The sequence below is a fragment of the Oceanobacillus iheyensis HTE831 genome (genome assembly GCF_000011245.1).
In the GTDB taxonomy this organism is placed as follows: domain Bacteria; phylum Bacillota; class Bacilli; order Bacillales; family Amphibacillaceae; genus Oceanobacillus; species Oceanobacillus iheyensis.
Genome location: NC_004193.1, coordinates 2,722,746 through 2,747,204 on the forward strand (window position 1 = coordinate 2,722,746; position 24,459 = coordinate 2,747,204).

The following is a 24,459-nucleotide window of genomic DNA, read 5'->3' on the forward strand; positions in this document are numbered from 1 at the left end:
TATGTCTAGCCAGAACTGTATGAGATCAAGGAAATCGATGTTGACTTTCACCGTAAGGGCATAAGTAATTTCATCGAACAGAAAAAAAGTCTGTAGATAGCAAAATTGCTCTACAGACTTTGATTACGATTAGTGATGATGATGGTGTCCTTTTGTTGGGTTTGTTATTACAAATCCCTCGTCTTCCACAAAAAAGTATTGAATCCAAATTCCATCTAAGAATTCCTCTCTACAATCTAATATAATATCTACATCTTTATCGGTTGGTACAACAATATCATGTTCACCTGGAGTATCTAAAGACATTCCATAATGAGCGTGATCACCATGCATATGAGAAATATATATACGAACTTTTTTATCCGAACCGTCCTCTAACAACATACGTTTTAACACCTTTGCAGCATTACGATTAATTTTTACCTTCATCTTGTCATCTCCATTTCTAACGTTTAGTTAATAATTTCTTCATTATATCTATCAAAACTCATTCGATCACTATTGACAAGAATATAGCTTGCTTCACCACGAATAATCGTCCAAACAACTACTTCTTGATCATTTGTTTGAGCTACTACAATATGCCAATCATCGTTCCCATACTGCTTCTCTACTTCTTCTATGTAAGAATCTTGTAATTCTCTATTTCGTAATTCTTTCAAGTTCATCATGTTTATACCATAGCGATTTCTAACATCTTCTGCCATTTCCTGTGTTAGTTCTTCAGCGGGATGTTGTAATAAATACTCCTCTGAAAAATATCTAGCGACTAATTCATCGTCTTCTACAATTGCAGCCTCATATGCATCTGATACTACTTTTACGGAAGTTGGACTAAGACAGCCTGCTAGTATAAATGGCATACATAGCACAACCAGCAATATTTTCTTCATTATTGTAACTCCTAACTGACAACATTCTAGTATGATTGTAAGCGATTTGTTGAATTTTGTGAAATTAAAAGTCAAAAAATAATAGAAATTAAGATCTAAATAGATGATACTGCCACTTCTAAAATTTTTAGGTTGTGTTATAATTAAATGTTATTTTCTGAAAATACATACATGGATAGGATGGTGCTGACTACATGAATTTATCTTCCCGTAGTAAGGTTGCATGGATTGCCATTATTACAGGCGTTACAGTTATGGGTGATGCTATGTTATTTATCGTGCTTCCGTTGTATTGGCAAGATTTTGGACTAACGGAAATATGGCAGATTGGAGTATTGCTATCGATTAACCGGTTTATTCGATTGCCATTAAATCCATTCGTAGGCTATTTTTATAAACATTTTCAACTGAGGACTGGTGTTTTTATTGCGCTCATTCTTGCCGTAATTACCACATTATCCTATGGTATCTTTGAAGGATTTTGGATGCTTGTTATTATGCGGGCCTTATGGGGAGTAGCTTGGTCGTTTATAAGATTAGGAGGATTTTTAACCGTTATAGATGTGACAACAGATAATAATCGTGGCTGGCACATGGGTATGTATAACGGATTATGGGGATTAGGTGGTCTTACCGGTATGTTGGCAGGAGGATTCCTAGTCGATCAAACTTCTATTCTATTTGTAACTGTGATATTCTCCTTCATTAGTTTACTAGCAATACCCGTAGCTTGGTTTGTTGTTCCTCCTAATAAAAGAGAGAAAAAAGATCTTTCAGTTCATAGTTCAGTACCAAAAACTAAGTGGATGACTCCTTTCACTGTACTCGTACTAGCTACAGGGATTACTCAAGGCTTTATTATTATGGGATTATTTAATTCCACTATCAGCCCTTTACTAGAAAATGTATATCAACGTCCAATACAGGTAGGAACTATTATTCTAGGGGTAGCTACGTTAGCTGGTACAATGCAAGCAATCCGATGGTCATGGGATCCATTTATTGCTCCAGCTATCGGTAAAATGATTGATCAGCGTACATTCATCTATCCAATTATACTTGTTCCGTTAATAGGTGGATCGATTCTCTTATCAGCGATGGCATATACCTCTTCCATTGTAATATTAATACTATTGATATTTTTATTTCAATTATTATCTACAATATTTACTACTACCACAGACACACTTGCAGCTCGTGCGGTCGTTCGCACGGATCGTGTTAAAATGATGACTGCCCATACGATCGTTGTAGATGTTGGTTCAGCATTAGGACCGATGGTTTCATTTATAATTTTAATGTATTTACCATTGTCTGCAGTGTATATATTTGCTAGTTTCCTAATGATAACTTTGGCCATATTTTGGATTGTATTTCGTAGGCTTGAATTAGAAACGATACATGCCCAAAGTAATATAAGTTGAATACGATGACTACTTTCTCCATAATAGAGTCGTATGACATCGTTAAAGAATAGAGGGATAGAGTGGTTAAAGAATCAAGCATTATATTTTTTGATATTGATGGGACACTTCTAACGGAAGACGATAAATTATTACCGTCATCAACAAAGGATGCAATAATTCAATTAAAAAACCTTGGGCATGAAGTAGCGATTGCTACTGGTCGAGCACCATTTATGTTTGAAGATATACGAAAAGAACTAGAGATTGAAACGTACGTCTGTTATAACGGTCAATATGTAGTGTATAAAGGAAATGTTGTCTATGCTAATCCACTAAAAGCAAGTTCCCTAGACGATCTTACTCAGTTCGCACTAGATCGTGATCATCCAATTGTATTTATGAATCATGAATTCATGAAAGCGAATGTACCAGAAGACCATGATTATATTAAAGAAAGTATTAACAGCTTAAAGTCAGTGCATTACCCTACTCATGATCCAGCTTTTTATAAAGGGAGAGAAATATATCAAGCACTTTTATTTAATACAGTTGGAGAAGAAAAACAATATGAAGATGCGTTCGAGGATTTCCAATTTATTCGTTGGCATGAGAAATCCGTCGACATTTTGCCGGCAAACGGTTCTAAAGCAAATGGAATTAATAAATTATTAGCTTATACGAACTATCCAAATGAAAGACAGTACGCATTTGGCGATGGACTTAATGATATTGAAATGCTCACAGAAATTACAAACAGTGTAGCGATGGGTAATGGGAAACCAGAGGCAAAAACAGCAGCAAGTTATATTACTAAAGACGTAGACAAAGATGGAATTTTACACGGATTAAAAATGGTTGGATTACTATAATTAAAAATTATTCCCCTGCAATTAGAATTTGAACTAGTTGCAAGGGGTTTTTTATTACAATAAAAGATTTTTCTTACTTAGAAGTCATCTCTTAACTCTGTTATGAATACACTCTTAATGATGTTTTGCATAATCTCTAAGCTTTATTAGGAGGGGTAATAAATATGTCAGATCAAGATAATCAACAAGAAAAACGAAAACAAGATGACAATAAGAAAATCGATCAATTAAAGAAATTCTATCGGGATAATACTGACAAGATAATGACTACAGATGAAGGGGTAAAGATATCCAATGATGAGAATACGTTAAGTGCAGGAGACAGAGGTCCTCAATTATTAGAAGATTTTATGTATCGTGAAAAACTGGCTCACTTCGATCGAGAACGTATCCCTGAACGAAACGTTCACGCACGGGGCTATGGTGCACATGGAGTATTTGAATGTTATGAATCTCAATCAGATTTAACGAAGGCACATTTCTTACAAAAAGCTGGGCAACAAACACCTGTATTTGTCCGATTCTCACAAGTAGCCGGTTCAAAAGGAGCCAATGAAACACTACGTGACGTTCGGGGTTTTGCTACAAAATTTTATACGAATGAGGGAAATTTTGATTTAGTTGGAAATAATATTCCTATATTTTTCATTCAAGATGGTATTAAGTTTCCAGACTTAATTCACGCACTGAAACCTGAACCGAACAATGAAATCCCTCAAGGACAAACAGCGCATGATACATTCTGGGATTTTATCGGTAGTAATGAAGAATCGGCAGCTATGATGATGTGGATTATGTCAGATCGGACCATCCCTAGAAGTTTCCGTACTATACAAGGATTCGGAGTACATACATTTCGGCTTGTTAATGCGGAAGGTAAATCCGTCTTTTGTAAATTTCATTGGCGGCCTGTTCTAGGGATACATTCATTAATTTGGAATGAAGCGCAAAAAATTGGCGGTGCTGATCCTGACTTTCACCGAAGAGACCTTTGGGAAAATATTGAACAAGGATTTTATCCAGAATATGAGCTAGGAGTTCAGGTCATCGAGGAAGGGCAAGAATTTGATTTTGATTTCGATATACTAGATGCAACAAAGCTCTGGCCAGAAGAAGAAGTACCATTACAAATGATTGGAAAAATGACTTTAAATAAAAACGTAGAGAATGTTTTTGCTGAGACTGAACAAGTCGCACTACACCCAGGCAACATTGTACCAGGTATTGATTTCACGAATGATCCTCTACTACAAGGAAGGCTATTCTCCTATACGGATACGCAAATTTATCGAGTTGGTACTAACTTCAAACAACTTCCTATTAATCGTCCCGTATGCCCTTTTCACAATAATCATCGCGATGGATCTCAACGTTATATTATTGATAAGGGCCAAGTAGCCTACCATCAGAATTATTTAGCTGGTAATACTCCATACACCGTACCTGGTTCTCAAGGTGGTTTTGTTACGTACCCATCTTTAGTAGAAGGATTAAAAGTACGAAAAACTGCGCCTAGTTTTCTCGATCACTTCTCACAAGCAAGACTATTTTGGAACAGTATGACAGATGTTGAACAAAGTCATATACTTCAAGCATTTAGTTTTGAATTAGGTAAAGTTAATGTTCCAGAGGTACGCCAACGTGTTGTAAATCTTATCGGTCATATAAGCCGACCGCTCGCTACTGCAGTAGCAGAACAAGTTGGTGTGGAACCACCAGATAAGAGCATAAAACAATCAGATGTCACTAAATCCTCCCCTACTTTAAGTTTAATGAATACAAAATTCCTTCCTAATACATTAAAAGTTGCTATTATTGTTGGTAATGGATATGGTGGCAACGCTTTAGAATCATTATTAGAATCTTTAAAGGAAGTCGAACTTAAACCATATATAATAAGCGAGCGCTTAGGAGAAATAACTGCAGATAATGGTGATACCTTAAATGTAGATGCTACCTTCTTAACAACTTCACCAGTTCTGTACGATGGGTTACTTGTTGTTGGTGGAGATCATATCAATGATCAGTTTGCTTATGAAGCTGGCAACTTTATTACTGAGCAATTTAACCATTATAAACCAATTGGAGGCATGGAAGAAGGTGCTACTTTAATTCAACAGTTAGGAATTGCTAATCGACCAGGAGTGTTCATAAGTCAATCAGGCAGCAGACAATTCACTAGACAATTTATAGACGGAATGGCAAAACAACGATTTTGGGATAGATAAATAAGATTAGAATGCTACCACAGTAATTCATGCTGTGGTTTTTTTGTGTTTAAGATGATCCAAAGCATGTAAAATGTCCGTTATCTATTTAAACATTTTATATACCTCCTTACTCTATGGTATCTTTAAATCAAACAACTAAAAGGAGAATCAGATGCGAATAGATGACACACAACTATTTCGGCGTATTCAGGAAAAAGATGAAGAAGCGTTAGAGCAATTATATGATCGCTATGAAAAACTACTCTTTTCATTTTCTCTTCGAATGACGAACAATGAAACAATCGCAGAAGAGGCTGTTCAAGATGTTTTTACAAAGTTATGGACAAAAAAACTTCCATATAAAAAGGAAAAAGGAAAGTTCTCTTCTTGGCTACTAACTATTACGAGGAACGCTTGTTTAGATTTAATTAGAAAAACAAAGACAGACAATGTTGAATTCCAAGAAAGAGATAGCTTAAAAGAAGACAATGAACCTACACCAGAAGAACATGTAGAATGGAATGAAAAAAGACAACAAATCAAATCTGCAATGCAGAGTTTAAATGATGAACAAAAAGAAATTATCGAATTATTTTATTTTAAAGGATTATCACAATCCAAAATATCTGAAGCATGCAATATACCTTTAGGAACAGTGAAAGGAAGAGTACGATTAGCGCTAAACCATCTAAACAAACAAATGGAAAATACGAATGAAAGGGGGATTCAATCATGACAAAGCTTACTTGCGATAATTTAATCGATTATATTAATCATCAATTAACCGAAGAAGAAAGAAAATCTTTTGAACAGCATCTTGAAGAATGCGAAGAATGCAAAAGTGAATTAGATGAGCTACAAGAACTAATGGATGATCTCCCTTATCATAGCAATCCAGAGCCAGTTCCTTCCGATATGAAGCAAAGAGTATTGGCAAATGTTCTAGATAGTGAAAGCTCTATCAATAATAGTAAAAATACTGAAGAGGAAGTAAAAAAAGACAAACTTGTGCAAGTGCCAAAAAAGAAGAATAATACCTGGCTTAAGCCTGTATTAGCTGCCGGTCTTACCCTATCACTGATTGGGAATGGTGCAGCACTCTATTATATTAATGCTGGATCTACAGAAGAATCTAACCCGCCAATAGATTCAGTAAACCAAATTGCCAATAAATATCAAATGCAAGCTTCTGAAAATGTGAATGCAAATGCTACAGCATTTTTACTTGACCAAAAAGAGACGCCGACATTGATGATCCAAGCTGATAACCTACCTGACCTAACAGGTGATGAAACGTATCAAGTTTGGGTGTTAGAAGGAGAAACACCACATCGAGCAGGAACTTTCACTGTTGATCAAGATGGTACAGGTGCTGTCACCCACTCCTTAGAAAATATAGAAGATTATAATTACGACACTATTGCCATCACAAAAGAACCAAATGCAAATAGTCAAACTCCACAAGGAGAAATTATTTTGCACAGTGCTTTTTAAAATAACATTTTAATAATATCGTTATTTCAAGGTTAGAGGTTGTTGGACAAAAGTATTTACTTAAAAGATATATTGAAATTGATAAATGGATAAAACTGATTCATCCATTTATCAATCATCTTTTGAGCAAATCTTATTATTACGTCCATCCCTCTAACCTTTTTGTTACTAAAGTCAAGTTATTTCATTAAACCAAGATGAATAATAGTTTTATATTACATTTTTAGTTTATAGAATCACTACCATTATTAATATATTTGGTACAATTCGAACATTAATGTTTATATTCTTAAGTCAATTTCATAATTAAGTATTTGGTTTAGAACCCGAATGCCGTGCTGTTTGATTTCCATTGCAGACGGCGCTTTCCACAGGCACGGCTTCAACTTACTTGAAAAAGAAGAATCCAATTTCTGCGTGGATCTTCAGCTCGTTGTTCTGACCAGGAGTCGCCGTCTTCCATTCCAATCAAAGCCAAGAATTTCCTGTAACCTAAGCATTAGTATTTGTTTTCTTTCTAATCATTCGTTTTTTAATGAGACTTGGCAATTATGAAATTAACATTGATTTTATATAGAAAATCGGCGACTTTTTTAGAAACAACAAAAGCTTCCCCCTATAACTCTAGCAAGGGATTTTCTTTTTCAAAAGAGGTTAAATGAAAGTCCTTTTTTAAATTTTTTTATAAAAAAGTGATCCAATCTATCTTTCCTTTCGTTAGCTTAGTAACTAAAGAAAAAGGAGAGGGATTTTCATGAATTGGAAAAAAACAATATCAATCGTACCATTAAGCGCAGCATTAGTTTTTTCAGGTACAGCTAATTTTGTTGGTGCACACGAAGGAGAACACAGTGAGGAGCCTACAGTTCAAACAGCAGCAGTAGACTTACGATCAGATTTAGGTCACTTATTGAGTGAACATGCCTATCTAGCTGTAGAGACCATGAGAAACGGAGCAAATCAATCTGAGGATTTCGAGGCTTCTGTTAATGCTTTAAGTGGAAACACAGAAGACTTATCCAATGCAATTGCTTCCGTATATGGTGATGAAGCAGGGGAAGCATTTAAAGAGATGTGGAGCGACCATATAGGATTTTTTGTTGACTATGTAAATGCAACAGCTGAAAATGATGAAGAAGCAAAACAAGCAGCGTTAGATGAACTCTCACAATATCGTGAAGACTTTTCTCAATTCTTAGAAGATGCAACTGGAGAACGTCTTGAAGCTGATTCACTAGCAGAAGGATTACAAATGCACGTAAATCAACTTATTGGAGCATTTGATAGTTATATAGAGGAAGATTATGCAACTGCCTACAAACATGAAAGAGAAGCAATTGGTCATATGCATATGGTAGCCAAAGGCCTATCCACAGCTATTTCCGACCAGTTCCCAGAGGATTTCGATAATACAAAAGCGGCTACGCCTGCTGGAGATTTGCGAGCTGACTTGGGACATCTACTTTCTGAACATGCTGGTCTAGCTGTAGTTGCTATGCAGAATGGATCAGATGGGGCACCTGATTTTGATGCTGCTGCCAATGCACTGACTTCAAATACAGAAGATTTATCCAAAGCGATTAGCTCTGTATATGGTGACGAAGCAGGGCAAGCTTTTGAAGAAATGTGGTCAGAACATATAGGATATTTCGTTGATTATGTAAATGCAACAGCTGAAGAAGATGAAGCTGCTAAGGAAGAAGCATTAAATAATCTAGAAAATTATAGAGATGAATTCTCTGGATTTATGGAAGAAGCAACTGAAGGGAATGTTCAAGCTGACGGTTTAGCGGAAGGATTACAGATGCATGTAGAACAATTAATTGGAGCATTTGATGCCTATGTAGCTGGGGATTATGAAGAAGCATACAGTCAAGCAAGGGAAGCATATGGGCACATGTATGGTGCAGCTGAATCCCTATCTTCAGGCATCGTAATGCAACATCCTGATATGTTTGCTGCGGATATGCCTTCTGAAATGCCAAACACTGGACTAGGAACACCTGAAACTCAATCTACTAATGCGCTAATGTGGACAATGGGAGCAATTATTTTAGCTGGAATTGTCGTATTTACAATTCGCCAAAAATATTCAAAACAATAATAGAAATTAAAAGGAGGAATTGGATGTTTCGTCTAATAATCAGTTTTATGTTACTTTTTTTAGTCGCATGTAGCCAAGATAATCAATCATCTTCATCTGACAGATCCAGTTCCTCTTCACAACAGGAAAATGATACGTATGTACCATTAGAATATAATACAGATATAAATGATGATGAGGATGATACTTCCTCCTCATCTATCATTAAAGATAAACAATACAATATAACTCCTAGTGAAATTAATATAGATTCAATCAATGTTTCTTCTTCTGTTGAAAGTGTTGGTTTATTAGAAAATGGAGAAATGGCTGTCCCAGAGGATTTCACAAAAACCGGTTGGTTTGACTTAGGAACAAACCCTGGAAACCGTGGCAGTGCAGTTATTGCTGGGCACGTCGATGATAAAACTGGACCAGGAGTCTTTTTTGACCTTGATAAACTTAAAAAAGATGATGAAATTGAGGTTATTGGAGAAGATGGGAAGAAATTAACGTTTAAAGTGGTTGACACAGAAGTCTTTCATAAAGATAATGCACCAATTGAAGATATATTTGGCTATACATCTAGAAGGATGTTAAATTTAATTACCTGTATTGGAACTTTCGATCATTCTATTGGTGGTAGAACAGAAAGATTAGTCGTGTATACTGAATTAGTTGAAGAAGATATAGAATAAAAACAAAGTAGGATGTTTTTCGATTCTATTCACCATTTTTACTGATTTCTAAAGCTGTTTTGGGTTTTAGAGCCGCTCTATTCACCATTTTTACAGATTTCCAAAGCTGTTTTGGGTTTTAGAGCTGCTCTATTCACCATTTTCACAGATTTCTAAGGCTGTTTTGGGTTTTAGAGCCGCTCTATTCACCATTTTTACAGATTTCCAAAGCTGTTTTGGGTTTTAGAGCTGCTCTATTCACCATTTTCACAGATTTCTAAAGCTGTTTTGGGTTTTAGATCAAGATCAGCTTCAATTAGTGATCGTACAAGATAATTAAAACCTATCAATCAAAACTATCTGGATTACTACCGGAACGATCATTTTGATTCATCGCATCTATCTGGTTCATTTCTTCTTCTGTTAAAGAAAAGTCAAAGATATCTGCATTGGCTATGATTCTTTCTTTTGTAATTGATTTAGGTATCGTGATTACTTCATGCTGAACATCCCAACGTAAAATCACCTGTGCTGCAGATTTACCATATTTTTTAGCTATCGTTTGAATAATATCCTCTTCTAGCAATTGTCCTCGCTTCAACGGAGACCAAGCCTCTAATTGAATATTATGTTGCCGACAAAATGCACGTAATCCTTCTTGTGTTAAATGCGGATGAAATTCCACTTGATTTACTGCCGGTATAACTTCAGCATTCACAAATAACTTTTCTAAATGTTGTACATGGAAATTACTTACACCGATAGCTTTTACTTTACCGTCACGATAAAGTTCTTCCATCGCCCTCCATGTTTCCACAAAAGTATCCTTCACCGGCCAATGGATTAAATATAAATCCAAATAATCCGTTCCTAATTTATCTAAACTTCGTTGAAACGCCTGCTTAGTCGAAGTATATCCTTGCTCATCATTCCATACCTTAGAAGTAAGAAAAATATCTTCACGAGGTACTCCAGAATTTTTGATACCCTCACCTACGCCTTTTTCATTATCATAGAATGAAGCAGTATCAATACTACGGTATCCGTTTTCTAAAGCTATTCTCACTGACTCTTCTGCAACCGATCCATCTTCAACTTTATAAACCCCTAAGCCGAATCCAGGCATCTCTACTCCATTATTTAACGTAAATGTATCTTGTAAACCTTTAATCATGTAGCGCACCTCCATCATTCATTGTTAGTACCATCATACATGAAATACCCTTTTCACTTAAATATATTGTCCCACGAAAACTTAGTTTGTTTTATATTGATATACCCCATTAGTTAACTCTTTACTGCATTCTCCTGCTATTCTTAAATATTCTAAGTGAGCAATGGTCTCACCAACTGCAAATCGAGAATCATGAACTGACATTTTCTTCGGGAACAGTTTTTCAGTTGCTTCATATACAGTAGTTTCTACTTTTATCTCTTCCAAGAGAAAAGATAGTCGATCCTCATGGTGTTTTTTTATCTCTTGTATTCGTTTATTGGCATCTAAAAACGGGTTACCGTGAGATGGGATTACCCATTCAACTTGTAACTTTTTAATTTTTTCTAGTGAAGCTAAATAATTTTTTAATGGATTTTCTTCACCATGAAACCAATAGGATATATTTGGGGTTATCTTTGGTAAAATATGATCTGTTGATAAAAGGACATTTTTCTCTGGATTATACAAAGTGACTAATCCATCTGAATGACCTGGCGTACAGATAATTTCATATTCATATGTACCAAACTGAATTTGTTCTCCTTCCCTTAAATAATCATGAACAATTGGATACGGAGTTACATAAGGGTAAAAGGATGATGTATTATCTGCTAATTCTGTTGCTATTTCTTTCGGAATACCAGCCAATTTATAATTATCTTTTAACTGTTGCAGAAATGGTTTTTCCCAAGAGGAAAATGCTGCACGCTCATCAGTCTCTGTCATCCATACATTTGCTCCGGTTAATTGTTGTAATCCCCCTGCATAGCCAAAATGATCTGGATGATAATGAGTAATGATAATATCAGAAACACGCTTCCCTTCTAGTTCTTCATTCCACCGTTGTACCGTTTGGTTACGATGTAGCCCTGTATCCATCACTTTCACACCATTATCTGTTTCACCAATAAAACAATTTACATGATTTAATCGAAACGGTAAATCTAAGGTGACTTTTTTAATTCCAAGCTGATCTAACAAACAAATCCCTTCTTTCACTAAACTCTTGGTTGTTGAATGAAGAAGAGGTTGGGATAAACAAAAAGCGGCATGTAGCTAGAATAAGCATAAGAAATGTACGTAGATTCCTGTAAGAGCAACACATAGGTGAGCCTACGATTCAGCAGGCTCACCATTTGCTTTAACATAACCGCAGTTTATTTCTGAAGCTTTTTTCAAAGCTAATTCATCTTTGGAATAAATACTCTCTCCCAACCTCTTTTAACAAAAATCTATAAACTCGAACTTCGTAACTCTTTTTCTAGTTATCAACTTTATAGTGTTACATTAATTTACTCTCTTTGCTCTTTCCCAGTACAACTCTCGCAAACGGAATTTTTGCAGTTTTCCTGTTGCTGTCTTTGGTAATTCTTCAACAAACTCAACTTTTTTAGGAGATTTAAAGTGAGCAAGATTTTCTCGGCAATAGGTTATGACTTCCTCTTCTGTCAGTGCTGAATGTGGTTGTGGCACAATGATTGCTAATGGTACTTCTCCCCACTTTTCATCAGGAATTGCAATTACGGCTACTTCTAATACATCTGGATGTTTATAAAGCACTCCCTCTACTTCTGTAGATGAAATATTCTCTCCACCGGAAATAATTAAATCCTTTGCTCGATCCCGAATTTCTATAAAACCATCTGAATGAATGACAGCTAAATCTCCAGTATGGAACCATCCGTCTTTCATGGCCGCATCGGTTTTTTCCACATCTTTATAATAACCTTGCATCACTACATTTCCACGAGTGACAATCTCTCCTAATTCCTCCCCATTCCAGAGAACTTCTTCTCCATCAGGACGAATGACGGTAGTTTCACCATTAAATGCAAGCTCAATTCCCTGTCTTGCTTTAATTGTTGCTTGTTCATCGGAGGATTTCTCATTAAAATCTTGTTTCCATTCACAATATAAGATAAAAGGTGACGTTTCTGTTAGTCCGTAAACATGCACCATTTCTAATCCTAAAATATCTTGTGCTTTTTGGATTAATGCCGCTGCAGGAGGAGATCCTGCGGTTGCCATCCTAAGCTTCGATTGTAAATTTAATTGTTTTGCTTTGGGCTCATTCACCAGCATATTAACCACTGTAGGTGCCCCGCAAAGCATGGTTATCTGTTGTTCTTCAAAAATATCTAATATTAATGGCGGATCCACTTTGCGCAAGCACACATGCGTACCACCTGCAGCAGTTATTGCCCACACTCCTCCCCATCCATTCGCATGAAACATTGGTAATGTATGCAAATAGCGATCATCATGAGAAACATTAATATGATAAAGGAAGTTGGCTGCGTTTATATAGTTACTACGATGGGTTAGCATAACCCCCTTTGGATTCGACGTAGTACCACTTGTATAATTAATCGTCATTAACTGATTTTCATCAATTTCTACTATTGGTAATTCGACCTTATCATTATCATGATGTATTAACGCTTCATAAAGAGTACCTTGTAAGGAAGTACTCTCTCCATCAACTTCTACGATAATCATCTCTTCCAAGGACAAACTATTCTGAATTTCTTCAATAGGCTCAGTGAATGCCTCATCAACAATTAATAACTTAGCATCACTATGATTAATAATATAGTTTAAATCTTTTGCTGATAGACGATAGTTTAATGGAACCATGACTGCTCCAATCTGACAGATTCCATAAAAGCACTCCAACATATAATGTGTATTTGGAAGCATTACAGCGACATGGTCACCTTCTTTAATACCTTTTTCGAGCAAACCTTTAGATAATTGATCAACTCGATGACCAAATTCTTTATACGTAAATGATTTATCTCCATCAACTATCGCTATTTTTTCCGGATAATACTTGATAGCTCTACGTTTCCAATCTAGTGGGGTTAGTGGTGCTAGCATTTGCAAACAACTCCCTTATAGTAAGATTTGTTTCATTCTTCTCACTTAAAAACAGTTACTTTGACAACAATTCTCTACTAATAATTAGCTTCATCACTTCCGATGTACCGCCATAAATCCGTTGAACTCGAGCATCCGCATAAGCTCGAGCTATAGGGTACTCTAGCATATAGCCATATCCTCCAAATAACTGCAGACACCGATCAATCACTTCACCTTGAACTTCAGTACAACTTAGTTTTGCCATACTAGCTGTAGCAGTGTCTAAATTCCCTTCTATACACCTTGTTGTACATTCATCGGCAAAAGACCGTTGGACACGTACTTTGGTTTGTAATTCAGCCAATGTAAATTGCGTATGCTGGAATTGATCAAGGGTTGTTCCGAATAACTCTCGCTCCTTCACATAGCTCACCGTGTCAGTAAGTACGCCTTCCATGGAGGCAACAGCACAATTGGCAACAATCAACCGTTCCCGAGGTAATTCGTTCATTAACACGGAAAAGCCTTGATTTACTCCTCCAAGAATATCAGACTCATCTAAAAGAATATCTTCAAAATATAATTCAGACGTATCACAAGCATGTAGTCCTATTTTTTCAAGATTTTTTCCTTTAGTAAAACCATTCTTCTTTGCGTCAACGATAAATAGCGATATACCTTTTGATGGTTTTACATCCACTTTCGTTTTCGCCACAACAATTGCAAAGTCACAATGCTGGCCGTTCGTAATAAATGTTTTTGAACCATTTAAAACATAGCCATTTAAGCCTTCATCAAAATTGGCTGTGGTTTTTATCCGTTGAAGGTCACTCCCCGCCCCCGGCTCAGTCATTGCAATTGCACCAACTAATTCACCTGAAATCATTCTCGGCAAGTAATATTTCTTTTGTTCTTCGGTTCCATATTGCAAGAAATAGTTTGCTAGTATCGTATCATGTACGGATAGATTTGCTGCGATCGAGCTATATCCCTGTCGACAAAACGACTCTATTATTGTTGTCGAATAAAGAAAGCTTGCACCAAGACCTCCATATTCTTCTGGTACTTCTGGAAGTAAAAATCCTTGTTCTCCAAGCTTATTCCAAAATTGTCTCGGAACCATTCCTTGTTCTTCCCAGTTCGTATAATATGGGGTGACCTCCTGTTTGCAAAAAGTCTCCACGCTACGTCTTAATAAATCTAGTTCTGCCTGTTCCGATGAAGAAATAGATAAATTCATTACGGACCTCTCCTTTTACTTCCCTTTAAAAGCAGGTTTTCTTTTTTCAAAGAAGGCTGCAATTCCCTCTTTATTATCTTCTGACTGTAAAAGTAAGGTTTGTACCGCTAATTCTTGTAGATCATTCGTATCCTGGTTGTATTCACTAGCATGATTCACCATGTGCTTAACAAATTGATTAGCTAATGGCGGACCTTGTACAATAAATTGTGCAAAATCCGTCGCTTCTTCTAATAGATCTCCTTCTACTACACGATTTACTATTCCTCGCTCATAAGCTTCTTGTGCAGTAATATGCCTTCCGGATGAAATCCACTCTTTTGCAACAGCTGTTGGTAGTTTATCAGCAAGACCTTTTAAAAGACCTAAATCCGGGATAATACCTACATTTGTAAAACTACAAGCAAAACTAGCATCTTTCTTTGCTACTATAAAATCGGCTGCAATTGCAATGCTAAATCCCGCTCCTGCTGCAAATCCATGCACAGCACTGATTACATATTTATCTAAGTCCCGCATCGTTTGAATAATTTGCAGTGCTTTCTTCATATAATTCATAATTTGAGCGGAATTATTTAATGAATGCAGTACTTGTAGATCCCCTCCAGCAGAGAAACCTTTTCCTTCACCGGTTAAAATTACTACCTTCACCTCTGAATCTTTCTCTGCCTGATGTAGTGCTGCTATTAATTCTTCTGCCATTTCTATCGATAATGCATTTCGTTTTTCTGGTCGATTCATTGCTATATAAGCTATTTGATTTTCCTTTTGATAACGAACCGCAGATGTCATTGTCACTTTTTCCACCCCTTACTTTTACTTAATAGCAATTTCGTTTTTGTTTTTGGCTTGCTCATATTGTTGCTGAAGTTCATTAACTACTTGTTGAATTGACTGTACTTTTGTTGTTCCTGCTACACCTTGACCAGCACCCCAAATATCTTTCCATGCTCTTATTGATGGGTCACCAAGCTCAGAAAAATCTATTTTCTCCTTCTTTGGTAGTTTATTAGGATCAAGTCCTGATTTTACTATACTTGGTATTAAGTAGTTTGCTGGTATCCCGCTAAATGCAGGCGTATAGAGTATATCTTGGCTGGTTGCCTCAATCGTTGATTGTCGGTATTCTTCATTCGCTCCGCTTTCTTCGGTTGCGATAAAATGAGTCCCAATATAAGCAAAATCAGCCCCTAATATTTGCGAAGCTAACACCTGATCACCTTGCGAAATAGCTCCTGCTAAAGCAATTGGACCATCAAAGAACGTCCGTACTTCTTGAATAAAAGCAAACGGATTTAATGTCCCACCATGACCACCTGCACCATTTGCAACAAGTATTAATCCATCGCTTCCCTTTTCTAAAGCTTTCTTGGCAAATTTAAGATCGATTACATCAGAAAACACCATTCCACCGTACGAATGAACAATGGAAACAACTGGAGACGGATCACCTAACGACGTAATGACGATTGGAGGTTGATGTTTTTCTATCAACTTTAAATCTTCATAAAACCGTTTATTTGATGAATGACTAATAAAATTAATTCCCCAAGGCGCAATTTTTTTATTGGGATCTTCAGCTCTTTTCTCCTCTAAAGTTGTATTAATCTCTGTCATCCACTCATCTAAGATATCCGTAGTACGAGCATTTAAAGCTGGAAAAGTACCAATAATTCCTGCTTCACAACCTCGAATAACCATATTCGGATTTGAAATTAAAAACATCGGCGCCATCATTACTGGTAAAGTCATTTGATTCTTTACATCTATTAATTGCATAATTAAAGTCTCCTTTTTATACATAGATCAATTTCATAATTGAAATGTTTTCTTTATAACAAATAATTTGTGAGAGTAATAGTTAAAATTTTTCGAATTAAAGCTAAACCTTGGCTTTGATTGTAATGGAAGACGGCGACTTCAGCAGGAATAGTACGAGCTGAAGATCCACTTGAAAAGTGTTCTTCTTTTCAAGTTAGCTGAAGCCGTACCTGCGGAAAGCGTCCGTCTGTAATGGAAATCAAATTTGCTACCATTCGGATTTCACATAAATATCATATTATAAAATTGACTCATTATTTTTTACTCATCTTTAATAGATAGTGTCTCTTTCACTTGGTCTCTCAATGCTTTTTTCAGGAATTTACCTACGGATGTTTTCGGAATTTCATTCATAAATATAACTTCATCCGGCAACCAGAATTTTGCAAATTGAGGTTGTAAAAATTGCAATACATCTTCTTTCGTCAGTTGTGCATTTTCTTTACATACTACACATGCAATCGGACGTTCTTGCCACTTAGGGTCTGGTATCGCTACTACAGCAGCTTCAAATATATCTTCATGTGCCATTAAAGCGTTTTCTAAGTCAACAGAGGAAATCCATTCTCCTCCGCTTTTAATAAGATCTTTTGTGCGATCGACAATTTTTATAGTCCCTTCTTCATCTATCGTGACAACATCTCCTGTATGCAACCAACCATCGTGAAATGTATCTGCACTACGATCATCTTTATAATATTGATCGGCAATCCATGGGCCTCTAATTATCAATTCCCCCATATCTTCCCCATCTCGGGTAACATCTCCATTTTCGTTAATCGCTCTAATTTCAATACCAGGAACGACCATACCTTGTTTGGAACGCAACTCTAGTCGTTCTTCCGAATCTATATTATGCTGATAACTTTTTAATCTGGAGACCGTAACTAAAGGCGATGTTTCTGTCATCCCATATGCATGTAAAAATGGTATATTATACTTTGTTTCGAATGCTTTTATCATACTCTTTGGAGCAGCAGATCCACCACAAAGTATGTTTCTTAAACTTTTCATCGAGTAATTGCCTGACTCTAATTCTTTTAACAGCCCTAGCCATATCGTTGGAACGCCAGCAGTGGTTGTCACTTTATATTCATCAATTAATTGAGCTAATACTTGAGGTGTTGGCATTGGACCTGGTAATACTTGTGTTGCTCCAAACCAAGTGGCAGCAAATGGCATACCCCAAGCATTCACATGAAACATTGGGACAACTGGCATTGTTGTATCCGTTTCTGATAATCCAACTGTATCTGTCATTCCTAAAGCCATACTGTGTAAATAAATTCCGCGATGAGTATACACCACTCCTTTAGGTCTACCTGTTGTTCCTGAGGTATAACAAATTCCAGCAGGATCTTCTTCGTTTAATTCAGTTGTAAATTCATATTCTGAATCCGCTCTTTCTAAGAGTGATTCATAGGAGTAGACAGAAGTCAAACTAGTTTCAGGTAGATTTTCTCGGTCTGTCATAACGATATAAGCTTCCACATGTGCTAATTGATCCGCAACTCTTTCAATCAATGGCAATAGATCTTCATCAACTAGAATCACTTTATCTTCAGCATGGTTGATAATATAAACTAAATCTTCCGGCGCTAATCTAATATTTATTGTGTGTAATATTGCTCCCATACTCGGAACAGCAAAATATGCTTCAAGATGGCGATGGTGATTCCACGCAAACGTACCTACTCGATCACCTTTTTTAATACCAAGAGACTCTAAAGCATGACCAAGGCGTTTCATACGTTGAACTGTCTCTTCATATGTAAACGTCTGTATACCGGCTAACGTTCTTGATATCACTTCTTTCTTTGGAAAATACTTTTCCGTGTGTTTAATCATCGATGCTAGAGTTAATTGCGTGTTCATCATAACAATCGGCCCCTTTACATTTTTTAATTTTTAGAACAACTCATCATCCAAACTTAATATATTTTTTTTGCTCGGTTTAATAGTTCTTCATTATGTTCACCAAGAGTTGGCGAAGTTCTCCGGATTTCTCCCGGGGTTTCAGACATCTTAATCGGTATTCCGATTTGTTTCATCCCCCCTTTATCAATAATCATTTCTCGGGAAGCAACATGTGGATCTACTACTAGCTCATCTAGGGTTTGTAATGCTGTAACACATGCATCTTCCCCATCAAATAAAATCATCCATTCATCTAATGTTTTTTTCTTGATGACATGTTGGATAGAGGTAATCATTTCTCGTTGAATCTCAAGTGAAGCATGTAATTGTGATACATACTCATATTTACCGATAACTCTACAAAACGTTGACCAAAATTTATCTTCTAATCCGCCCATGGACAAGTAGCGGCGATCTTTCGTCTCGTATATTTGATAACATGCGTACCCACCATAAAGCAGTGATTTCTCTCGGTTCATCGACTGGCCATGAAAGGTTGCAGGTAACAGCATATGGAGCCAGGAAACCGCCCCATCTAACATGGAGACATCAATATACTGGCCCACTCCAGTATTCTGACGATGAATATACGCCATTAAAATTCCGATTACTGCTGGATAAGCCCCCATTCCTATATCTGCCATTTGAACAGATGGTAATACGGGTTTTTTCTTATTATCACTCATCATTTGAAGGATACCTGCCGTACTTAAGTAATTAATATCATGTCCAGCTTTGTCTTTATATGGTCCTGTCTGGCCATAACCAGTTAAAGAACAATAAATTAAACTAGGTTGATATTCTTTTAGTGTGTCGTAGTCAAGACCAAGATTTTTCATTACTCCTGGACGAAAAGATTCTATTAATATATCAGCACTAGCTAGTAATTCTAGAAAGCTCTGTCTATCCTCGTCATCTTTCAAATCTAGACAAACACTCTTTTTATTTCTATTTATTGACTGGAAAAGAACACTATCTTCGTTTCCGTATTTAGGATCAAAATTACGTAGATAATCTCCACCATTCGGTTGTTCTATCTTGATTACCTCCGCTCCAAAATCTGCTAGCATCATCGAACAATAAGGACCGGGTAGTAGTCTTGTTAAATCTAAAACTCTTATATTGGAAAGCGGCATAATGCTCCTCCTCTTATACGATTAATCCAATCTTTCGATAATGGTGGCGTTTGCCATACCATGTCCTTCACACATCGTTTGAAGACCATATCTTCCACCTGTTCTTTCCAATGTGTGCAACATAGTAGTCATTAATCGGGCACCACTAGCACCGAGAGGATGCCCTAATGCAATCGCACCTCCATCTTGATTCATTTTCTTCGGATCCGCTCCCGTTTCTTTCAGCCACATTAAAGGCACAGAAGCAAACGCTTCATTCACTTCAAATACATCGATTTCTTCTAACTTTACATTTGCTTTTTCAAGCACCTTTTTTGTAGCAGAGACAGGACCAGTTAGCATTAATGTTGGATCTGATCCAATTACAGAACGAGCTATAATTCGAAAGCGTGGTTTTAACCCCAATTCTTGTGCCTTTTCTCGGGACATAATCAATAATGCAGCTGCACCATCACTAATTTGACTCGCATTCCCAGCAGTTACACTACCATTCTTTTCAAACGGCGATGATAATCCAGCTAATTTGTCCATTGAGGAATTTTCTCTTGGACCTTCATCAGAATCAATGCTCACTTTTGTTCCATCAGCTCTTGTGATCTCTACTGACATAAGTTGTTCTGTAAAATAACCATTGTTTCTGGCTTCAATTGCTTTTTGATGGCTTTCTAAAGCAAATACATCCATTTCTTCTCGGGAAATATTCCATTGCTTTGCAATTCTTTCTGCCGACAATCCTTGATTAATAATTTCATATTTCGTCGTCAATGATTTACTTAGCTTTACTCCTTGTTGATTTGACCCCATCGGAACACGAGACATACTTTCTATTCCAGCAGCAACAACTATATCCATGTCTCCGCTTAAAATTGCCTGAGCTGCAAAATGAATAGCTTGTTGACTCGAACCACATTGTCTATCTATTGTTGTGCCTGGAACTTCTATCGGATATCCAGCGATTAAAGCAGCTTGCCTGCCTATATCAAAGGCTTGTTCACCACTTTGGGTGACACAACCCATAATGACATCTTCAATTAATCCTGAATCCAATCCAGTACGAGTTACTAACTCTTTTAAAGGCATCGCTGCCAAATCCTCTGCTCTAATTTCACTAAGTGAACCGTTTCGCTTCCCGACTGGTGTACGCACCGCTTCTACTATTACTGCTTCACGCAAACGAACTCCTCCTTTAATGATCAGGTTAGTACCAAAATATTCATGTCTATCACTTGACTCTTAACTTGCAACCATTGTCAAATCACCCTCTGAAAAAAGGTGAATTTTAATGTTGATTTTCGGACGCTATCACTTTTCTTATTACTTTGGTTGCATTCGAATTGCTCCGTCCAATCGTATTACTTCTCCATTTAACATAGGGTTTTCAATAATACTTTGTGCGAGTTTTGCATATTCGATAGGCTTCCCTAATCTGGATGGAAAAGGTGTCATTTTTCCTAATTCTTCTTTTGCTTTATCTGGTAACTTTTCAAATAATGGAGTTAAAAATAATCCAGGAGCAATGGTCATAACTCGAATTCCAAGTGTAGATAAGTCTCTGGCAATCGGAAGGGTCATTCCCGCAACGCCTCCTTTTGAAGCACTGTATGCTGCCTGTCCAATTTGACCTTCAAACGCAGCTACAGAAGCAGTATTAATGATAACGCCGCGCTCTCCCTCATCGTTTGGACTATTTAATGCCATTTTTTCAGCAGCAAGTCGAATTACATTGAATGTACCGATGAGGTTGATTTCTATTACGTTTGAAAAATGTTGTAATGAATGGACGCCTTTTTTTCCAATCGTTTTTTCTGCGATTGCAATACCAGCACAATTAACAACTGCATGAATACCGTCACTTTGTTCCATGACATTATCCAATGCCTTTTGAACACTAGTTTCATCCGTTACATCAACTTGAAAATAATCGACATTATCGCCTAGCTCTGTCGCGAGACGTTCTCCATTCTCTTTATTCAAATCAAAAATAGCTACTTTACCACCTTGATTATGTAGTCTCCTCACAGTTGCTTCTCCTAAACCGGAAGCACCACCTGTAACGACTGCAGTCATTTGATTTATATTCACAAACATTCTCCTTTTCTGCCTTACTTTGCTAATATATTTAATAGGTATTCTGCCATTTGATCCAGTATTTCTTGCTTTTCTTTCTTACCCTTATTGTCATACCATTGTGTTAACCAATTCATTGCTCCTAAATAAATATTACGTGTGACTTTCGAATCTAATGCTTGAAATACACCATCTTCTATACCTATTACTATTAATTGATCCAATAATTCAGTATAGTCTCGATGGAGTTGTAAAATAATTTCTAATTGTTGATGTGAAAAGAATTGTTCTGGTTTATGCATGAGTTCAAATCCATATTGATCATCTAACAGATGGTCCATATGTGCGATCATTGCATTTTTTAATTTTTCTCTTGGATGTAATGGTTGCGTGTGGATATGTTTTAAGTTTTCGATGCTATTTTGAAGAAGTAATTGATGACTTTGGAATAATAGATCTTGCTTATCCTGAAAATAATAGTATACAGTGCCCTTAGTGATTAGTAGCTTAGAAGCAATATCATCTATAGTTGTACGATAGTAGCCTTTTTCAGCAATAATTTGCATTGCTGAGTGTATGATTTCTTTCTTTTTTTTCTCTGTTTTCTCTTCACGTAGAGACAAAAGATCCCTCCTTTTCTCTTCTACATTTTTGAAATCGCTTTCATAATTACATTCTAGTAAGTATAAAATTGAATGTCAAGTATAATTTCTGAAAATTTAGTCTTGTGTTGTTTCAATTGTGTGTTGTATATGAAAATGTTTTACGAAATATATCGATATAAATATCAGCAAAAAAGCAGATAACTAGTCGCCTATGTTTAAGAGGACGATGTTATCTGCTAATTTGTTATCTATATTAACTTGTCAGTACAACCATGATTTGAATATATGCCATAACAACAATATAAAATGCTAATGCAAACCACCCATTAAACCGCAGTCCGTTTTTAAAACCGCTAAGTCCATTCGATCCACTTAATATAATGATAGGCATAATCACTGGCGAAAGCATTATAGAAATCGAACTTCCTAAGGTTACTGCCAAAACAATTAATTCTGGCGGATACGGTAAATGAATCGACTGTAAAATACCTGCCACAAGTACCATCACTGTTAATGGACCAAGTCCAAAGAATCCTAATATGATTACCATAATAGGTAATAAATATAGGACATTAACAAATGGGAGTACATTTTGAATAGAATAAATGCCGTTAACTACATTTTCAGCAAACGAAGTATAGCTTAAAGAAGTAATCAACATCCCCGCACCTAGCATTACACATAGTTGATAAGACTTGCTTGCCATTTCTTCTTTAATATAGCTAGTTGCGATTTGGGTTAATTTATATACCCTCCGCTTCATAACGTAATAACATATAATCCAAACTATAATTGCTAAAGGAATCAAGACTAAGAGCTCGATTTCAACGAAAAAACTGAGTATAAAAATAGAACCAAATAATGTAATAAATAAAATAGCAAATTCACGAACTACTCGATTCATTTCTTTTTTATTTTTAGAATGATGCAGAACTTCATCGATTTCTTTTTGCAAACCTGCTGTAAAGTTTACTTGATAACGTTTCTGTTCTTTCGTAGTAAAAACAAGTGCTAACAGTGAGCCGAATATAGCTACGGCCATACCTTGTATAATAGCAGAACTCAACGAAGCACCCATAATCTCAACAACGTATGCAAACGAAGGAATACTCAATACCCACATGACCGAAAGAGCAAATCCGCGAAGTAATGCAGTTCCTTTAAAATACTCCCATGCTTCTCCTTTTTCATCCTTTAAAATCATACTAACAAATTGATACATCATAGGAATCGCACCAAATAATAAAAAGTAAGAAATGATTTGAGTGAATGAAACCATGCCAAGATAAAATTTTCTGCTTGAATTTAGCATGCGATGACCAAAGCTGATAATTGATTCTAAGAAAGCTTCCTCTCGTAATACCCAACTGACCATTGGAATTACTACCAGCAATCCAATCATATTACGCATTTGCTGCAGCCCTTCTCTAAGCCCATCGATAAGATTCGCATCCGTAAAAAGAAAAATGACTATCCCTGTTACAAATAATCCTAACGGCATTTTTAAATTTGAAGGTCCATAATAAAATGTAGCAAACAAAACAATCGCAAACCCACTAATCGCCATCAGCAGTATTAAGCTCTCTAACTCTTGAAAATACGTAAAGAAATGGAGGATAGTAAAACCTATAATTCCTGCTGTTAAACCTGTTGTTATAAATCGATTACGCATAAAAATTAACTCCTATACAATAACTCTCTATATTTAACTATACACCCTTTGTCAAACCAACTAACAAGAGGGACACTATTATTATATTGAAAATTTAAGCTCACCGGTCAAAGGGGATTTTTGTGATATGGTTATAAAGGGTTTTTATGGGGGTGTGGCGAGTCTGTCTATTAACCACTTTTCCCGGTTTCTCCTGTTTATTTGGGTTAGAGAGCACTTCTATTAACCACTTTTTTCGATCTATCCTGTTTATTTAGGTGAGAGAAGCCCTCTATTCACCATTTCCCAGGA

21 protein-coding genes are annotated in these 24,459 nt (G+C 36.4%); 7 read left to right on the forward strand and 14 right to left on the reverse strand.

The features are described from left to right. Nucleotides 1–129: 129 nt before the first annotated feature. Both OB_RS13590 and OB_RS13595 read right to left on the reverse strand, forming a co-directional pair. Complete coding sequence (locus OB_RS13590) at nucleotides 130–429, reverse strand: heme biosynthesis protein HemY (protein ID WP_011067049.1); 300 nt, start codon at nucleotides 427–429, stop codon at nucleotides 130–132. A gap of 23 nt (nucleotides 430–452) precedes the next feature. Next, entirely contained in the window at nucleotides 453–893 is a 441-nt protein-coding gene (locus OB_RS13595) for a hypothetical protein (RefSeq protein WP_011067050.1), read from the reverse strand. Nucleotides 894–1,087: 194 nt separating this feature from the next. On the opposite strand from OB_RS13595, the gene OB_RS13600 reads away from it, so the two are divergent. From OB_RS13600 to OB_RS13630, 7 genes are all read left to right on the forward strand, one after another. Further along, nucleotides 1,088–2,317 carry an MFS transporter gene (locus OB_RS13600; RefSeq protein ID WP_011067051.1) on the forward strand — a complete coding sequence of 410 codons (1,230 nt, stop codon included), beginning with the start codon at nucleotides 1,088–1,090 and terminating at the stop codon, nucleotides 2,315–2,317. Nucleotides 2,318–2,379: 62 nt separating this feature from the next. Continuing rightward, on the forward strand, nucleotides 2,380–3,168 hold the full coding sequence (locus tag OB_RS13605) for a Cof-type HAD-IIB family hydrolase (RefSeq protein ID WP_011067052.1): 789 nt from the start codon (nucleotides 2,380–2,382) through the stop codon (nucleotides 3,166–3,168). A 164-nt stretch (nucleotides 3,169–3,332) separates the two neighbouring features. Next, on the forward strand, nucleotides 3,333–5,396 hold the full coding sequence (locus OB_RS13610; protein WP_011067053.1) for a catalase: 2,064 nt from the start codon (nucleotides 3,333–3,335) through the stop codon (nucleotides 5,394–5,396). A gap of 154 nt (nucleotides 5,397–5,550) precedes the next feature. Further along, nucleotides 5,551–6,114: an RNA polymerase sigma factor gene (locus OB_RS13615; protein ID WP_011067054.1), complete on the forward strand. Its 564-nt coding sequence runs from the start codon at nucleotides 5,551–5,553 to the stop codon at nucleotides 6,112–6,114. Beyond that, nucleotides 6,111–6,872 carry an anti-sigma factor gene (locus tag OB_RS13620; protein WP_011067055.1) on the forward strand — a complete coding sequence of 254 codons (762 nt, stop codon included), beginning with the start codon at nucleotides 6,111–6,113 and terminating at the stop codon, nucleotides 6,870–6,872. The genes OB_RS13615 and OB_RS13620 overlap by 4 nt, the downstream gene beginning before the upstream one ends. 754 nt (nucleotides 6,873–7,626) lie before the next feature. After that, a complete protein-coding gene (locus OB_RS13625; RefSeq protein ID WP_011067056.1) occupies nucleotides 7,627–8,976 on the forward strand; it encodes a hypothetical protein in 1,350 nt (449 codons plus the stop codon). A 23-nt stretch (nucleotides 8,977–8,999) separates the two neighbouring features. Beyond that, nucleotides 9,000–9,653, forward strand: coding sequence for a class F sortase (locus tag OB_RS13630; RefSeq protein WP_011067057.1), 654 nt, complete (start codon nucleotides 9,000–9,002; stop codon nucleotides 9,651–9,653). Nucleotides 9,654–9,978: 325 nt separating this feature from the next. On the opposite strand, the gene OB_RS13635 is transcribed toward OB_RS13630, so the two are convergent. The 12 genes from OB_RS13635 to OB_RS13690 all read right to left on the reverse strand — a co-directional run bounded on the left by OB_RS13635 (nucleotide 9,979) and on the right by OB_RS13690 (nucleotide 24,168). Further along, nucleotides 9,979–10,806, reverse strand: coding sequence for an aldo/keto reductase (locus OB_RS13635; protein WP_011067058.1), 828 nt, complete (start codon nucleotides 10,804–10,806; stop codon nucleotides 9,979–9,981). An 81-nt stretch (nucleotides 10,807–10,887) separates the two neighbouring features. After that, complete coding sequence (locus tag OB_RS13640; RefSeq protein WP_011067059.1) at nucleotides 10,888–11,829, reverse strand: MBL fold metallo-hydrolase; 942 nt, start codon at nucleotides 11,827–11,829, stop codon at nucleotides 10,888–10,890. A gap of 306 nt (nucleotides 11,830–12,135) precedes the next feature. Further along, nucleotides 12,136–13,728 (reverse strand): long-chain-fatty-acid--CoA ligase, encoded by a 1,593-nt coding sequence (locus tag OB_RS13645; protein WP_011067060.1) that lies wholly within the window; start codon nucleotides 13,726–13,728, stop codon nucleotides 12,136–12,138. Between the two features lie 55 nt (nucleotides 13,729–13,783). Then, nucleotides 13,784–14,950: an acyl-CoA dehydrogenase family protein gene (locus OB_RS13650; protein WP_011067061.1), complete on the reverse strand. Its 1,167-nt coding sequence runs from the start codon at nucleotides 14,948–14,950 to the stop codon at nucleotides 13,784–13,786. 15 nt (nucleotides 14,951–14,965) lie between these two features. Continuing rightward, nucleotides 14,966–15,742, reverse strand: coding sequence for an enoyl-CoA hydratase/isomerase family protein (locus tag OB_RS13655; RefSeq protein ID WP_041544574.1), 777 nt, complete (start codon nucleotides 15,740–15,742; stop codon nucleotides 14,966–14,968). Nucleotides 15,743–15,766: 24 nt separating this feature from the next. After that, on the reverse strand, nucleotides 15,767–16,729 hold the full coding sequence (locus tag OB_RS13660; protein WP_011067063.1) for an NAD(P)H-dependent flavin oxidoreductase: 963 nt from the start codon (nucleotides 16,727–16,729) through the stop codon (nucleotides 15,767–15,769). Between the two features lie 303 nt (nucleotides 16,730–17,032). After that, the gene (locus tag OB_RS13665) at nucleotides 17,033–18,649 is read right to left on the reverse strand and encodes a long-chain fatty acid--CoA ligase (protein WP_041544301.1); all 1,617 of its coding nucleotides are present in this window, start codon (nucleotides 18,647–18,649) and stop codon (nucleotides 17,033–17,035) included. 53 nt (nucleotides 18,650–18,702) lie between these two features. Continuing rightward, nucleotides 18,703–19,824 carry a CaiB/BaiF CoA transferase family protein gene (locus tag OB_RS13670; protein WP_011067065.1) on the reverse strand — a complete coding sequence of 374 codons (1,122 nt, stop codon included), beginning with the start codon at nucleotides 19,822–19,824 and terminating at the stop codon, nucleotides 18,703–18,705. Between the two features lie 21 nt (nucleotides 19,825–19,845). Beyond that, on the reverse strand, nucleotides 19,846–20,997 hold the full coding sequence (locus OB_RS13675) for a thiolase family protein (RefSeq protein WP_011067066.1): 1,152 nt from the start codon (nucleotides 20,995–20,997) through the stop codon (nucleotides 19,846–19,848). 141 nt (nucleotides 20,998–21,138) lie between these two features. Beyond that, nucleotides 21,139–21,906 carry a 3-hydroxyacyl-CoA dehydrogenase gene (locus OB_RS13680; RefSeq protein ID WP_011067067.1) on the reverse strand — a complete coding sequence of 256 codons (768 nt, stop codon included), beginning with the start codon at nucleotides 21,904–21,906 and terminating at the stop codon, nucleotides 21,139–21,141. A gap of 20 nt (nucleotides 21,907–21,926) precedes the next feature. Beyond that, on the reverse strand, nucleotides 21,927–22,514 hold the full coding sequence (locus tag OB_RS13685; protein ID WP_011067068.1) for a TetR/AcrR family transcriptional regulator: 588 nt from the start codon (nucleotides 22,512–22,514) through the stop codon (nucleotides 21,927–21,929). Nucleotides 22,515–22,749: 235 nt separating this feature from the next. Continuing rightward, nucleotides 22,750–24,168: a hypothetical protein gene (locus tag OB_RS13690; protein WP_011067069.1), complete on the reverse strand. Its 1,419-nt coding sequence runs from the start codon at nucleotides 24,166–24,168 to the stop codon at nucleotides 22,750–22,752. Nucleotides 24,169–24,459: the final 291 nt, after the last annotated feature.

Bases quoted from the DNA above. Each gene is read 5' to 3' on its own strand.
- OB_RS13590 (WP_011067049.1), bottom strand. From the start codon at position 429: ATGAAGGTAAAAATTAATCGTAATGCTGCAAAGGTGTTAAAACGTATG.
- OB_RS13595 (WP_011067050.1), bottom strand. From the start codon at position 893: ATGAAGAAAATATTGCTGGTTGTGCTATGTATGCCATTTATACTAGCA.
- OB_RS13600 (WP_011067051.1), top strand. From the start codon at position 1,088: ATGAATTTATCTTCCCGTAGTAAGGTTGCATGGATTGCCATTATTACA.
- OB_RS13610 (WP_011067053.1), top strand. From the start codon at position 3,333: ATGTCAGATCAAGATAATCAACAAGAAAAACGAAAACAAGATGACAAT.
- OB_RS13615 (WP_011067054.1), top strand. From the start codon at position 5,551: ATGCGAATAGATGACACACAACTATTTCGGCGTATTCAGGAAAAAGAT.
- OB_RS13620 (WP_011067055.1), top strand. From the start codon at position 6,111: ATGACAAAGCTTACTTGCGATAATTTAATCGATTATATTAATCATCAA.
- OB_RS13625 (WP_011067056.1), top strand. From the start codon at position 7,627: ATGAATTGGAAAAAAACAATATCAATCGTACCATTAAGCGCAGCATTA.
- OB_RS13630 (WP_011067057.1), top strand. From the start codon at position 9,000: ATGTTTCGTCTAATAATCAGTTTTATGTTACTTTTTTTAGTCGCATGT.
- OB_RS13635 (WP_011067058.1), bottom strand. From the start codon at position 10,806: ATGATTAAAGGTTTACAAGATACATTTACGTTAAATAATGGAGTAGAG.
- OB_RS13645 (WP_011067060.1), bottom strand. From the start codon at position 13,728: ATGCTAGCACCACTAACCCCACTAGATTGGAAACGTAGAGCTATCAAG.
- OB_RS13650 (WP_011067061.1), bottom strand. From the start codon at position 14,950: ATGAATTTATCTATTTCTTCATCGGAACAGGCAGAACTAGATTTATTA.
- OB_RS13655 (WP_041544574.1), bottom strand. From the start codon at position 15,742: ATGACATCTGCGGTTCGTTATCAAAAGGAAAATCAAATAGCTTATATA.
- OB_RS13660 (WP_011067063.1), bottom strand. From the start codon at position 16,729: ATGCAATTAATAGATGTAAAGAATCAAATGACTTTACCAGTAATGATG.
- OB_RS13665 (WP_041544301.1), bottom strand. From the start codon at position 18,649: ATGATGAACACGCAATTAACTCTAGCATCGATGATTAAACACACGGAA.
- OB_RS13670 (WP_011067065.1), bottom strand. From the start codon at position 19,824: ATGCCGCTTTCCAATATAAGAGTTTTAGATTTAACAAGACTACTACCC.
- OB_RS13690 (WP_011067069.1), bottom strand. From the start codon at position 24,168: ATGCGTAATCGATTTATAACAACAGGTTTAACAGCAGGAATTATAGGT.